The organism is Armatimonadia bacterium (assembly GCA_039679385.1).
GTDB lineage: Bacteria > Armatimonadota > Zipacnadia > Zipacnadales > JABUFB01 > JAJFTQ01.
Genome location: JBDKVB010000081.1, coordinates 1 through 13,929, shown reverse-complemented (window position 1 = coordinate 13,929; position 13,929 = coordinate 1). Strand labels below are relative to the sequence as shown.

General features: G+C 64.9%; 8 protein-coding genes and 1 pseudogene. 5 read left to right on the top strand and 4 right to left on the bottom strand.

All coding sequences use genetic code 11. The features are described from left to right. Positions 1-447: 447 nt before the first annotated feature. On the bottom strand, positions 448-3,081 hold the full coding sequence (locus tag ABFE16_09835) for a DUF6259 domain-containing protein (protein MEN6345599.1): 2,634 nt from the start codon (positions 3,079-3,081) through the stop codon (positions 448-450). A gap of 82 nt (positions 3,082-3,163) precedes the next feature. Beyond that, a complete protein-coding gene (lepB, locus tag ABFE16_09830) occupies positions 3,164-4,492 on the bottom strand; it encodes a signal peptidase I (GenBank protein ID MEN6345598.1) in 1,329 nt (442 codons plus the stop codon). Positions 4,493-4,497: 5 nt separating this feature from the next. On the opposite strand from lepB, the gene ABFE16_09825 reads away from it, so the two are divergent. The 3 genes and pseudogenes from ABFE16_09825 to ABFE16_09815 all read left to right on the top strand — a co-directional run bounded on the left by ABFE16_09825 (position 4,498) and on the right by ABFE16_09815 (position 6,466). After that, positions 4,498-5,652, top strand: a complete 1,155-nt coding sequence (locus tag ABFE16_09825; GenBank protein MEN6345597.1) for a hypothetical protein — start codon at positions 4,498-4,500, stop codon at positions 5,650-5,652. Between the two features lie 187 nt (positions 5,653-5,839). After that, positions 5,840-6,037 (top strand): annotated as a pseudogene (locus ABFE16_09820) (prepilin-type N-terminal cleavage/methylation domain-containing protein). Next, positions 6,011-6,466 (top strand): H-X9-DG-CTERM domain-containing protein, encoded by a 456-nt coding sequence (locus tag ABFE16_09815; GenBank protein ID MEN6345596.1) that lies wholly within the window; start codon positions 6,011-6,013, stop codon positions 6,464-6,466. Before ABFE16_09820 ends, ABFE16_09815 begins: the two are co-directional and overlap by 27 nt. Positions 6,467-6,603: 137 nt before the next feature. Here the strand turns inward: ABFE16_09815 and ABFE16_09810 are convergent, their stop codons facing one another. Both ABFE16_09810 and ABFE16_09805 read right to left on the bottom strand, forming a co-directional pair. Continuing rightward, entirely contained in the window at positions 6,604-8,670 is a 2,067-nt protein-coding gene (locus ABFE16_09810; GenBank protein MEN6345595.1) for a hypothetical protein, read from the bottom strand. Positions 8,671-8,765: 95 nt separating this feature from the next. Further along, positions 8,766-12,485: a glycoside hydrolase family 38 C-terminal domain-containing protein gene (locus tag ABFE16_09805; protein MEN6345594.1), complete on the bottom strand. Its 3,720-nt coding sequence runs from the start codon at positions 12,483-12,485 to the stop codon at positions 8,766-8,768. Between the two features lie 217 nt (positions 12,486-12,702). On the opposite strand from ABFE16_09805, the gene ABFE16_09800 reads away from it, so the two are divergent. Both ABFE16_09800 and ABFE16_09795 read left to right on the top strand, forming a co-directional pair. Next, entirely contained in the window at positions 12,703-13,389 is a 687-nt protein-coding gene (locus tag ABFE16_09800) for an SGNH/GDSL hydrolase family protein (GenBank protein ID MEN6345593.1), read from the top strand. Between the two features lie 53 nt (positions 13,390-13,442). Continuing rightward, on the top strand, positions 13,443-13,929 hold a 487-nt coding region (locus ABFE16_09795), incomplete at its 3' end, for a sulfatase-like hydrolase/transferase (GenBank protein MEN6345592.1).

Sequence of the window (13,929 nt, the reverse complement as noted above, 5' to 3'; positions counted from 1 at the left end):
GGGTCGGGGAGCAGGTAGCTCACCACCAGAAGACCCACGGCAAAGGGCAGGGTCGAAGCCAGGATCAGCCCGGCACCGGCCAGGAAACGCGTGCGATTGCGGAAGGTGGAGGAGAACAGGGTCTCGGCTCTTTCAGACATGAAAACAGATGGCCTTCCCGAACCAGATACTTACACCAAGGGCTCCGTGCGCCTCGGCTCGCACGGGAGAAGGCTCCTCTCGCGGCCAGACACGGCACACGTGCTGCACCCTTCATCCTACTCCTCTCCAACCCCTTTGGGGAAGACCGGGTTCCATGCGGCGACGGCACCTCACCCCCGTCTCGCTGCCGCTCGACTCCCCCTCTCTCCACGCGGTGGCGAGGGGGAAGGGCGACGGCAAAAGCAAAGACAACGGCAGCCACACCTCGCCAGGAAGTAGTCAGGCCCAGGCGTAGCACCGGAGGGGCTACCCCTTCAGCAGCCGCACCTCCCAGGGCTTCAGGGTAAGCGTCTGAGTTGTGCCGCGCCAAGTCAGGACCCCGGTCTGCGGCTTGTCGGAGATGTTGACCATGACGACGGCACGGCTGCCGTCGGCGGCCTCGAAGGCGTTGTGCAGGAGGACCGGGAAGCTGCGACCCTCGTACTGCAGGCGGTCGCACTCGAGCTTGGGCGGATGGATCATCTTCCCCAGGAACAGATAGGGCCGGCCTTCGCCGCTGAAGAGACGGACCCATTGCTGCATGAACTCGTGGTCGCCGGGAATCCCGCGCACGGTGACAGGCTTCACGGTTCCGTCGGGCAGGACCTCGTCGAGGGTCATGTCGTCGATCCACAGCGTGCCCTTGCCGGAGAGATGGAGCATGATCCGGAGCAGGCCGGTACCCTCAGGGACGCTGAAGGTGGCCTGGCCCTGCTGCCATTCGTCGCTCGCCGCCGCGGGCATGGGGATACGCGCTCCTCCGGTGCCCTTCATGTCGCGGGTGAAGGTCCCCAGGCCGATTCCGTTGTTGGCGCCGACTCCGCCGGAGCGCATCCAGACGCTGATGCGGTAGGTGTGGCCGATCTGGAGGGCATCGCCAACGGCGATGTTCTGGGAGACCTGCACCGTCTCGTCGGGCGTGTCGTTTTGCAGGCGGAGGCTGAAGTCGCCGCCGTGCTTGACGGTCGCATCCTTGAAGCACTTGCCCTTCCACACTTGCCCCTGATAGCCGTCGACCTTTCCCCAGCCGAGGATGGACTCGCCGGACCACAAGTCGAAGGCACCGTTGGGGATGCCCCGTTCACCGCCGAGCATCTGCCGGGGGACGAAGTGGGGGATTTGGCCGGTCACGAGACAGTGGGCGGCCATGACCAGGTCGTCGGGTCGCGGGTTGCTCTGGAAGGTGGGCAGGTACTCGTGATACAGGTAGTTGAAGACCGAGGCGGGATCATGAGCGGGCGACTCGCGCAGGACCTCCCAGTCGCGGTAGTCCTGAATCGCGACCTGCTGGATGAACCACTCATTGGGCTCCTCGAAGCAGACGAGGGCGTCGGGTTCGATCTTGCGGCACTCCTGGAGCATGGTCTCGAGCTGGCGGCGGAAGACCTGGGTCATCCAGGGACCGGCGCCCTGCGGATGTGGATGGGCGGTGCTGAAGCAGCGCGGGAAGTTGCCGCCGACGACCTGGTCGACCTGCACGATCTCGCCGCCGCGCTTGCAGATCTCCGTGGCGGTGTGGTTGAACCAGTCGATGGTCCAGGGATCGCCGGGGCACATCGTGGCGGTCTCACCGCCCTGTAGCCAGGACCTCGGAGAAGAGAGGACTGCGCCCGAGGGACCGACGACGGCATGAGGCGCTGCCACACGGTCGAAGCGTTCGCGGTCGTCCCAGGTGAAGCTGCCGTCGGCCTGCTTGCCGAAGGTGCGAGTGTAGTGGTAGCCGGAGGGCCACAGGAAGGCATGGCACTTCTCGTCACGCGTCGCCTTGACCAGCGCGGTGAACTGCTCGTCGGAAGGGAAGACCGGGAAGTAGTCGGGAGTGACCCAGGTACTGACTTTCTCCCAGCCCCAGTAGGCGGTGATGAGGTCAAGGTCGGCGGGGAAGTTGGCGCGCCAGTAGGTGTCGATCCAGCGCTGGATGAGCGCCGGACTGGCCAGCCAGTTGCGGCCGAAGCGGACCATGGGAGCGCCGGACTTCATCCACGCCGGAACGTCCTCGCGCTCGGCAAAGGTCTTGGCACACCACTCTTGCTTGACCGCCCAGGCCTTGTACAGGTCTGCGGCATCACGCCAGTCGGTCGGTAGCCCCGGCTCGTCGGAGGAGGCCTGGAAGGTGGTCATGACCACGTCGTAGGTGGTCGCGTAACGGTCGGAAGCGTAGCACTCATGGTTCCAGGTGAGAAGGAGACCGTCGGTGGTGCGCCGGAACTCGTAGCTCTTGGGATAGCCCTCGGCGTCCTCGGCGGCAAGGTAGAGTCCGCAGACGGCGTCGTAGTAGCAGCCGAACTGGGCGGTGAGGCTCCCCGGCTGACCACGGGAAACGCGAGTGCCGTCTTTCCACTGCGAGGGTCGAGGCCAGACGCCGCCCTTGGTGGCGGCCATCACGGCCTGGTCCTCCTGGTCTGCGTGAAGGGGCGCGCGCAGTGTGACGACCGGGAACTGGAGGCTCTCCAGCATCAGCTCATGGGGGAAGCTGACTTCGATCCGCCAGCGCACGAGGGGATCGCTATCGGACACGGTGGCGGTGCAGACGGCGGAGATGTCCTGCCCGCCGAGACGGGTGAAGGTGAGAGTCGCGGAGCGGTCGGCGGCCTTGCAGGAGAAGCCCTCCGCCGTCTCGCTGCCCAGATACTGGAGCTGGGTGTTCGGCGCGCCCCGGTGGGAGAGAGTGAGGCTGAAGAGGCGTGGCGTGGCCTGCGGAGCGCACAACTCGTCCGGGCCCTGACTGCGCACCAGGGACACCAGGGCGCCCTTCTCGGCCTTGCCCAGGGCCATCGTGAGGCGGTCATTGCGCAGGACGACTCGCGTGGCCTCGTCGCTGACGGAAGCGGACCATCCCGACTGCGGAAGCTGGGTGAGCATGAGGACACCTGCCAGAATAGTGATATGCAGACGAGTCATGACATCCTCCTGAGGCGGTATCGAGGTGCGCAGGTAAGGGTGCTACAGGCAGGGCTTTTCTCGATGCAGGCCGCTGAACCCTCTACCCTCCGGCAGCGCCCAGGACTGTACCCAGGCGGTCGGGTGGCCAGAAGCGCCAGACGAGATTGCCCACCAGACGGTCGGCGGGAAGGAAGGGTGCGGGCTGAGTCTCGCCGCCGGTGGTCTGCTCCCAAAGGTGCGAGTCGGCGGAGTTGTTGCGGTTGTCACCCAGGACGACCAGGCTTCCGGCAGGAACGGTGATCTCTCCGCCTGACAGGGCATCCTCCGGCCAGGTGTAGTCCGGCGGCTCGCTCAGATAGGGCTCGGAGACCGGCTGACCGTTGCGGTAGAGGCGGCCGTCCTTCACCTGGAGATGATCGCCCGGTAGGCCGACAACGCGCTTGACGAAGATGAGGTCGTGCTCGTCGCCGTGCAGCGCCCACTCAGGAGCGCGGAACATGACGATCTCACCATGGCGAGGCATCCGCAGGCGAGGGAGGAGCTTGCTGGCGAGGATGCGGTCGCCGATCTGGATGGTCGGCTCCATGGACCCGGAGGGGACCACGTAGGCCTCGACGAAGAGCGGACGAACGACGCCGAAGACCAGCGCCGGAGAGAGCGCCTGCGATAACACCAGCGGGACGATCAGGCGACGGATCAGCCCGCGACGAGCGGCCTGAGGTGTCGTCGCAGCCACTTGGGCGGTTGCGGGGACTCGGACCACGTAGGTCCGGGCGACGAGGTCGTGCACGGCCTGTCTGCGCGGGGTGCGCAAGATCGCAGCGGGATTGAGCAGAGAGGCGACGCTGCCGACACCCAATCCGACGAGGCCGCCGGTGGCGGGATTGGTTCCGGTGACTCGTGCAAGGACCCAGCCTGCCGCCATGAAGAGCGGTCCGGCCATGTCAAAGAAGAACTCGACCGAAAGGCGTCGCGCCATCACCCTCCCTGGCAAAGGGTACCTCTGCGAGTCCGAGGCGCTCTCGGCCGGCACGACTTGGACGCGAGCGAGGATCTTGCCCACGGTCTGACCGCGACGGCGGGTCATCTCGAGGATATACAGGTACCACAGGAGACTGCCCAGGACATAGCCGGCGCCGATGGTCCAGGCGGGATGTCCGCAGGCATTGAGGACGGCTCCCAGACATAGGCAGGGAGTCTCCACCAGGGCGAAGAGGCCCTGGTCGATGAGCTTGGCGGCAACACGGAGCCACAGCCCGGCGTCCGTGGGTGCTTTGGCGTGTGCGGCGTTGATGGTCTGCGTCCTTCCCTTCCCGTGTGCTGGAGCCCGTGCTCCCGGCGTCCAGGCTGCGAGGCTGGACGGTTCGCGACGGTTCCGGGCATAATGGCCCGCGTAGGGCCCTGCGATCGATCTGCTACAGGGAGGCACCCCGCATGTACCGATGCAGCCTGACAGTGATCGGCGGTCTGTTGTTCCTCGCTTCGCTCCAAGCTCCTGCGGCACCTCTGGACCTGGCCTCGGAGGAGTTCCCCATCGGCCTGTACTCGGTGGACACTGAGGGGGCGATGGCGCAGGTCAAGGGGATGGGAGTCGACTACGTCCACACCTATGCCCTGGGCGCGCAGACGACGCCGGAGGCCTTGGCGAAGTACCAGGCGTACATGGATGCGGCCCAGAAGCACGGGCTTAAGGTCATGGTGTACCTGAATGGCCGTCGCTGGGTGAGCAACCACGGGCTCCTGGAGATGCACAAGATCGTGATGGCGCTCAAGGATCACCCCGCGCTTGGGTTCTGGTTGCTGTATGACGAGCCCAGCGGCACGCATACTCCCCGCGACCTGATGCCCTTCTACTGGCTGCTGAAGTACGAGACGCCGCAGGTTCCGGTGGCGATTGTCGAGGCCTGGGCGAAGGACTGGTGGGAGGACGCGAAGGCCTGCGACCTGCTGCAACTGGACTCCTATCCGGTCAAGAACGAGGACTTCCCGACCAGCCCAATCGGGAATGTGACCACCTTCGTGGGACGCGGCGTGAAGCTCGGGTCGGTGCCAATCATGCCGGTGCTGCAGTGCTACAACCGGAAGGCCATGGACCTCAAGGACACGGCGAACAGTGAGGAGGCCAGGAAGTACCGCTACCCGAACCAGACGGAGCTGTACTACTGGGCCTACTCGAGTCTGGCGCAGGGCGTCCGTGGGCTGTTCTGGTGGTCGTACTACCGGTCGGTGCAGGGCGGGTATGGGTGGATCAACACGGAGTTCAAGTCGGCGATGCAGGAAGTGCGCAGGTTCGTGGACCTGGTGAAGCCCGCACACAAGCCAGAGGTCTTCCAGTACGCGCCGGATGAAGAGGTGTACATGGCGCTGTATCGGCGGCCCACGGGGACTTACCTGGTGATGGCCAACGGGCAGCCCATCGCACGCCGGATCAGTCGGGGCACGGAGAAGCTTATGGCAGACGAAGCGACGCTCGAGCCCTGGGGGCACACTCGTGCTGCGGAGGCCAAGGTGACCGGCGGCAACCTCACGGTGGAGGCACAGCCCTGGGAGACCTTCGTATGGAAGGTCACAGAGGCACCGGCCAAGTAGTGAGGCGGGAGCAAAGCTACAAGGGACCGCGGGGTATCGACGACGGGCGAGTTGCGGGAAGGGCGAGGCTGCCGCGACACCGGTGCGCTATAGTACTGCTACAGTTTACATCAACCAATTGCTAGGGGTTGCCGCAATATGGTATCGTGAACAGCAAGTGGATCTAGGTCGACGATTGTATTCCACCATGGGAGGTCCCATCATGCGTCGTCATGGGTTTACGCTGATTGAACTGCTGGTGGTCATCGCCATCATCGCCATTCTGGCCGCCATCCTGTTCCCTGTGTTTGCCCGAGCTCGTGAGAAGGCTCGGCAGTCGAGCTGCTCCAGCAACATCAAGCAGTTGGCACTTGGTATGATGATGTACGCGCAGGACTACGACGAGAAGATGATTCGCCGGACCTACTCCGATCACCCGACCGACCACAACATCCTCGGCAACCCGCGCACCTATCTGGCGGCCTACATCAAGAACGACCAGATCTGGGTTTGCCCGAGCCGCACGACGACGACCGGTTACTGGCAGAACGGCTATACCGAGGGGCAGCCCCTGGCAAACATCCAGACGCCCGCCGAGACTGTGATGATCTGCGACGGCACCTACTGGCTGGACACCTTCTGGAAGGCCAACAGCTATCCGACGGGCACCTCCTGTGACAGCCGTCTGCAGACCATGACGCCGGACCATAACGAGGGCGTCAACTTCGGGTACTGCGATGGGCACGTCAAGTGGTCGAAGATCAGCGGCGTCAAGTGGTCGCAGTTCACGATGGCCACCTCCGGCACCGACACGACCCAGTCCGTAGGCAAGTAAGCTCGGGACTGAAGTCAGAAGCGATCAGACAGGCGGGGTCCTCAGGGGCTCCGCCTTTTTTCTGCCGGATAGCAAAGAAGAGACGCCCCTTGCGGGGCGTCTCTTTCGGTTACGCGCTGGCTGCGGCAGGATCGGGACTACAGGTTGAGGCCTTTCACGTAGTCGGCGACGGCGGCCTTCTTGTCCGTCTCCTGCTGGCGCAGTTGCTGGATCTCCCCGCGAAGCTTGTCGAACTCAGTTTCCTGCGTAGTGAGCTTGGTGACGTAGGACTTGTACAGGTCGCTGGTCCGGTCGAGCTCGCGCATGTTCTGGCGGATGCGGTTCTGCTCCTGGTCGATTTCCTTGACGCGGGTCTCGCGCTCGGTGCGCTGAGCGGTGAGGCCGGCCAGCTCGGCCTGGAGGTCGGCGAGCTTCTGTAGCGACGCCTTGACCTTGGGGTCGAGCTGGGGCTGTGCCACGAGAAGGTTGATGCGCTTCACGTCCTGGCTCACGAGCTCAACGACCTCGACGGTCGGGCACTCCTCGGAGACGGTCAGCTTCGACGTCTGCTTCGGCTCGAGCTGTACCCGGAAGCGGTAGTTGGTCTGGGTCCGTTCGTCGGCTTCCTTGGGCTCCACGAGGGTCCAGTCGGCCCGCAGTGGATGCTCGACGATGACGGAGCGCTTCTCCTCGGCGGAGTTCTTGATCGTGTAGACGGTGTCCATCCGCTGCTTGCGGGTGAGGCTGAGGATACCGTTGACGATCTTGGCGGAGAGGAGCTGCTGCGGCGCGGACTTGGTTGCCGGTTCGACCTCGACGGCCAGGTCCATGGCGTAGGTGAGCAGTCGCTCCTCGCCCGGGGTGACGTCCTCGATGAGGGCGTCGCCACCATAGACGCCGCCGTCAAAGACGGTGATCGGTCCACCCATGAGGTGCAGGCCCGTGGTGTTCTTCAGTTTGATCCCATTCATGGGGTGCTTGGCGTCGGCGCTGCGGTTGTAGACCGAGACCATCTCGCCATCGACCTTCTGGCCGATGATGGGGATCATGGCCGAGCGCTTCCGTGGAACGGTCACGGGCTGGTTGATGGCATAGCGGAAGAGGGTGCCGACCTTGCCGCCCTGGGCCATGCTGGTTGCGCCGGTCTCAGAGAGCGCAAAGGCCGGTGGGGCTGGTGCTGCTGCCATGCCCATACCACCACCGCCGTAGCCACCGAATTCGGCCGGTGCTGCTGCCGGAGACGGAGGAGCAGCCATTGCGCCCAGACGACGACCCGTGCGTCCGGGAGCCATTGCGGCTTCTTCGGCCTCGTCGCGGGCCTCGACCTTGACCTCGACTGCTCCGGCGAAGACCTGGGGCTTGGCTGCCTGTTGAACCTGCACGGCGACCTCGGGGCGCTCGGAGTACAGCGGCTGATACAGGTCCATGGTGAAGCTGATGGGCCGCCCCGACACCATGGTCAGGTTCACGTTGGTCCAGTCCTCGTCGGTGGTGTTCTCCACAATTGCCCAGCCCTGCAGGTAGAGGCCTTCCTTCTCGTTGACCAACCGGTAACTGGTCTTCCACACGGGCGTCTCCAGCAGATAGCCGATGCGCACGTCGCGCTTGCCCTGGCCCTTGAAGGACAGGGTTACGGGGCGCTTCTCGGCATCGCGGGACTTGTCGATGGCGTCGAGGGCCTTGCGCAGGTCGCCGTCGACCTTGGGGTCGAGGACCTTAATACTGCGCACGCTCCATAGCGGGACCTCGACGAGGCCCTTGTCGGTGAGGAGATTGAGGACGTCGAAGGTCATGACCTTGTCGCCGACGGTCTTCTCCTGCTGCTCGGCGCCGAAGACGATGCCCTCAACGGCCTGCTCGGCGGTCACCTGCACGCGAGTGCCGCGCAGGCGATCCCACAGGTCCGCCATCCTGGGGTTGTCCGAGATGTCGATGGCGAAGGAGCTGAGGGTCTTCTCCAGCGGGTCCTGCGGGGCGTAAGTGACCGGGGCGATAGTGCCGCCGCTCAGGTCCTGGAGGACCATCGATTTGAGCATGTCGTTGATCTGCTCGGTGCGGAAGGACAGCTCGACCGATGCGTCACCGTCAACTGATCCGTTGCGCTCGAAGTAGCCTACTCCGCTGGAGAACAGCACGACGCGGCTCAGGGGTACGTCAGCCGCGAAAGCACTCACAGCGAGGAAGACCATCAGGGCGACGGTTACAGCCAATCCAATGGGTCTCATGGGATACCTCCTTAGGGGTATGTGCAGACAAGGACTTGCGCAGGCGGCAAAACGTTCCCGCAGAACGGGAGACATTCGCAGACAAGAGATCGCGGTTACGGTGTCAGCAGCCGGACGGTCCCGTGGATTCGGCCGTCCAGGTCGAGGGTCACCACGGGGTAGTTCACGGTCACGAGGTTCTTGCCCCGCGGCTCTTCGAGGAGGTTGCAGGCCACAGCACCGCTGAAGGGCAGGTTGCAGCGGATTGTGGCCTTGCCCCCGGCGCCGCAGGAGTTGTAGACCCGGGCGATGTAGCCCTTGCCGTCCTCGGCGAGCTTGAAGGAGGACAGGACCATGCTCTCCGGTTCGACCTTGACGAAGCTGTAGTCGGCAGGCAGCGGCCCCTCGTGAGAAGGCAGCAAGCGGACCAGCGGCGGGTTATTGAACTCCATCGCGCGGCGCGGTGTGGCGGCCTGTCGCCAGTCGCCCTGATGCGGATAGAGGGACCAACGGAGGCGGTGCGTGCCCTGGTCGGGCAGCGGGTCGGGACTGTAGGAGGCACGCAGCAGGGACATGCGCATCACGTTCTTGTTGGTGTCGAAACCGTACTTGCAGTCGTTGAGCAGGGACACACCCCACTCGGTCTCATACGCGACCTTGTCTGCAAGCGCCATGCCGAAGACGTAGAGATCGGGCTGGTCGGGCAGGACAATTCCGGCCAGGGCTCGGGAGTTGTCCACGGGGAGCCGGATCAGCCATAGATGCACCTCGGGTTCGGAGCGCTGACCATCGACGTAGCGGAAGGGGGCGCTCAGCGCGTCGACCTCCTGCGGTCCGGGGCCGAAGCACCAGTCGCTGAATCCCAGGGGCACGTTCTGGCGACTGCCGTCGGCGTAGAGGAGCTGCGCAGTGCCCTTCTTGGCGCCGTTGGCAGCGGCACCGAGCACCGCCAGAGCAGGCGTCTTCTCCGCCGGCCACTTGAGGGTCTGGCCCTCGGTGAGAAGGGCGTTCTTCGCGCCGGAGGTAGTTGGCGGCACGTAGAAGGGAAGGCCGTCGAGGGTCATCAGCGACCCGGCAAGGTCTGCGAAGATCTCGGCAGGATAGGCTCGATGGCCGCCGTCGAAGTCACCATCCTCAGGCTGAGCCGCCGTGGCGATAACGTCCGCATTGAAGTAGGCGCTCAGGTTGAGGGCTTTGGCTTCGCGTCCGTCCGTTGGCAAGACGCGGTGCACCTGGGCCAGGTCGATCCACTGCTGGCCGGGGACTTCCTGACCGTTGGCAGGCCGTTCGATGCTCCCCCAGGGGAGGGAGAAGGTAGCCTGCGGGTTGGTGATGCTGGTGGGAAGCATGTACTTGAGGAGGGGCCCACCATCGGTCGCATTGCCGACTTCCTGCCAGTCGGCGACCAGTTCAAAGTCGATGCGCGGCAGGTCCTTGTAGGCGGTGATCGTCTGGGTGAAGGTGGACTTGCCGTACTTCTGGGTGTAGCGCAGGCTGCGCTGTACGCCGCTGGTGGTTAGCGTGGTGCAGTGCTCGGGAGTGCGCAGGTCGTCGGTGCCGGTGATCTGCCCGACGTTCCAGGCAGACATGCCGTCCGGGGCCTCGTGGAGGATCTGCAGGTGTCCGAGCGGGTCCTCAGGAGCCACCTTGCCGGCCAGTTGGTTGAGGCCGTCGCGGAGTCCGACCTCGGCGAACTCAGCCAGCTCGCGCTCCGGTGTTCGCGGTTCCCAGAGGGTAGCGATCCAGTAGCTGCGGCCACGCTCGGCGGCAGGACGCGGAGTGCCGGGGCGCAGGTGGTAGACGGCATAGCCCAAGGCCGGGAGGTCGGCGACAAAACCCACGGTCACCTGCACCTGATCGGCACGGGTAGCGCTGCCGACCACCTGCGAAGGGATCTGCTTGCCTGCGGGGTCGGTGACGATGGCTGAGGCGAGTTCGGTGGACGCCGGGAAGGTTGCCTCGACATACTCGCGACGATCCCACCCGAGCGGATTGTAGAGGCCGACCGCCTGACCCTCGCCGGAGGTATCGACTTGCGACCAGAGGCGATCGAGGGCCTGGCTGCGAGCTCGCTCGGCGGTGCCGGTAGCTTCCTCGTAGAGCTGGCGGGAGTAGTCGTAGGAGCCGTGGATCGCACTGCCGTCGAAGATGTCGTGGAACTGGTTGAAGCAGGTGTTCTGCCAGGCCTTCGTGAGGTCGGCGGCGGGATAGTCGGCTCCCCAGTAGCGACCGATTGCGCAGGCAGCCTCGGCAGCGGGCAGAAGGTTCTCGCTCTCACGATTCCAGCGTTTCGCGTCGGCGTGGGTGGTGTAGCAGCCGCGGAAGACGAAGTTCAGCTCATCCTTGACGACCGGGAGCTTGTCGCCCGCAGTGGCCCGAGCGAAGTTGAAGTAGTCGCTGGTCTGGGCGAACTTGACCTGCGGGAAGAGCGGCTCCTGCTGCAGACGCCGGGCAGCTTCGAGGTCCTGGCGGGTCGGACCGCCACCATGGTCGCCAACTCCATAGACGTGCATGGCGGCCGGGACGCCGATCTGCTTCTCGACGTCGAGCGGCGCCGAACCCGCCTCGGCGCGGAACTGGCCGTTGTAGCCCCCGCGATTGTAGGCCAGGAGACGGGCACCGTCGGGACCCTCCCACCAGAAGGTCGGAAGGCCCTTGCCGCAGCGGCTGAAGTAGTAGTTGCGGATGCCCGCATCGGAGAAGATGCTCGGCACCGTCCAGGCGTGGCCGAAGTTGTCCGGGAGCCAGGCCATCTCAGTGCGGCGGCCGAACTTGGTCTCGAAGTAGTGCTGGGTAAGTAGCACCTGCCGTGCCAGCGCCTCACCGGAGGCCATGTTCGTGTCGCCCTCGGTCCAGCTCGCGCCGGCAGGCTCCCATTGGCCGCGCCGGACGGCCTGCTGGATCTGCGCGAACAACTGGGGCTGCTCCTCCTCCATGGCCAGGTAAGCGCCCGGCTGACTCTGGGTGAGAGTGAAGCCCGGGAACTCGTCCATGAACTTGAGGGCCTGGTCCCAGGTGCGGCGGCAGACGTCCTTGGTCTCCGGCCATAACCAGAGCCAGTTCATGTCGATGTGAGCGTGGCCGACGAGGTAGAGGGTGTACTGTTTGGCGAGCTTGACGAAGGGAGCCAGGGTCTGGAGGGACTCCTGAATCGACGCGTTGAAGGCCTCGGGGCCGCCGGTGTCGATGGCGCTGAAGCGGACCTGGGAAGCTGCGCGGTCGAGGGTCTGGGTCAGGCTCTCAAGGTCGGGCGCAGCGCGCTCGGTGGCAAGGAGTTTCTGAGCGAACTGCAGCCGGGTGAGATGGGCGGCGGCTGCCTCGCGAACCGCATCGTACTTGTCCCAGGTGAAGGAGGCGGAGATGAGGCGACCGTGGACGGGGCCATTGATCACCCGCAGAGCCACGAGGTACTTGTCACCGGGACGGGCGTTGTCGGTGATGGTGGCCTCGCACTGGTCCCAGTGGAACTTGCCCCGGGACTGGCCGTTGACGTAGACCTCCACGTCGTCATCCACGGCACAGCGCAAGACGATCTTGGAGCCCACCGGAGAGACACCGCCGAGGGTCTGCGGGACCACGATCAGCCGACGGTACCAGGCCTCGGTGTTGGGGAAGTTCCAGAGGTGCTCGGGCCGCACGCGCGTCCACTTGCTATCATCAAGAGCTGGGTCTTGCCCGCCGGGCTGAGCGGGATGCTGGAAGCGCCACTCGCCGGAGTCAGGCCGGGTGATCTCAGCCAGCCGGGCAATCGTCTCGTTGGTCACCGTCTGCGCCTGTGCCACCACTGCACCACAAACCAGCAGCACGACCATCACAGCAGCAAGCCTGCGGGACATCAACCTTCCCCCTTACAAAGGTACGAAGTAGCCACGGCCGGCCACTCGGAGGGAGTTCGGGGCGTCGCCGGATATTCCTGCCTGGTGGTGGTCGAGCGGCCTGCCCGGCAGGGCGAGGAACCTGCCTCGGCGAACTTGGGGAGAAGTGAGGCGTCGGAAGGGAAAGCGGCCTGGAGCACCAGGCCATGCACGAGACGAACTCGAGAGGAGACGCACCATGAATCACCGCTCGGCAGTTGCGACACTCGCACTCATCCTGATCGTTGCCAGCTTTGCCTGCGCTGCACCAAAGCCCGTTGACCCGGTGTTCGTGCCAGTCCAGGAGGTAGCTGGTCTGCCTCGCGTGCTGCTCATCGGCGACTCCATCTCCATGGGCTACACGCTGCCGGTGCGTCAGTTGCTCGAGGGCAAGGCCAACGTGCAGCGCGTCCCGGAGAACGGCGGGCCGACCTCGCGTGGCCTGCAGCAGCTCACCAAGTGGCTCGGGACGGGCAAGTGGGACGTCATCCACTTCAACTTCGGCCTGCACGACCTCAAGTTCCTCACCGACGGGACACAGCAGACGCCGATCGCGGACTACGAAAAGAACCTCCGCGAGCTGGTCAAGCGTCTCAAGGCCACGGGTGCCAAGGTGATCTGGTGCAGCACGACTCCGGTACCCGAGGGCAAGCTGAACCCCGTGCGCAAGAACTCCGACGTGATCGCCTACAACGCAGTGGCGCTCAAGGTTATGCAGGAGAACGGCATCGCTGTCGATGACCTGTATGGCTTCGCACTGCCGAAGCTGGCGCAGATTCAGCTTCCCCAGAACGTGCACTTTAACCCGCAAGGGTACAAGGTGCTGGCCGGTTGCGTCGTCGCGTCGATCCAGGCCGCCCTCGCACCACCCGCACAGGACAAGTAGCTGTCTGAGACGCGCCTCACGGCCGGGCACACAAGAATCGCGGAGGTGCTGTGATGCCACTGACCCGACGCGACTTTCTGCGCACCACCGGAATCGCCGGCGTGGCCCTGGGAACCGGTGCCGTGTCGCTGGCCCAGCCTGCGCCGAGGCGGCTGAATATCCTGTACGTGATGACCGACCAGCAGCCGACCAGTGGCGCCGAGGGCTACGGGAACCCGGTCATCCAAACGCCCGCGCTGGCTGAGCTGGCACGTCGTGGCTGTCGCTTCGACCGCTTCTACATCGCCGGCTTCCCCTGCAGTCCCTCGCGCACGTGCATGATGTCGGGGCTGTATCCGCACCACCACGGGGTGGTGCAAAACGACATCATCTACGATCCGCAGATCCCCAGTTTCGGGGATGTGTGCCACGCCGCAGGCTACGACACGGGATACTTCGGGAAGTGGCACCTCGGCGGGAACATGTACCGGGGACGTGAGGACAACCGTGCTCGCGGATTCGGAGGCGACTGGTACTTCCGGCGGGTCGAGAGTCCCGACG

Bases quoted from the DNA above. Each gene is read 5' to 3' on its own strand.
- ABFE16_09810 (MEN6345595.1), bottom strand. From the start codon at position 8,670: ATGAGACCCATTGGATTGGCTGTAACCGTCGCCCTGATGGTCTTCCTC.
- ABFE16_09805 (MEN6345594.1), bottom strand. From the start codon at position 12,485: ATGTCCCGCAGGCTTGCTGCTGTGATGGTCGTGCTGCTGGTTTGTGGT.
- ABFE16_09800 (MEN6345593.1), top strand. From the start codon at position 12,703: ATGAATCACCGCTCGGCAGTTGCGACACTCGCACTCATCCTGATCGTT.
- ABFE16_09815 (MEN6345596.1), top strand. From the start codon at position 6,011: ATGATGTACGCGCAGGACTACGACGAGAAGATGATTCGCCGGACCTAC.
- ABFE16_09825 (MEN6345597.1), top strand. From the start codon at position 4,498: ATGTACCGATGCAGCCTGACAGTGATCGGCGGTCTGTTGTTCCTCGCT.
- ABFE16_09835 (MEN6345599.1), bottom strand. From the start codon at position 3,081: ATGACTCGTCTGCATATCACTATTCTGGCAGGTGTCCTCATGCTCACC.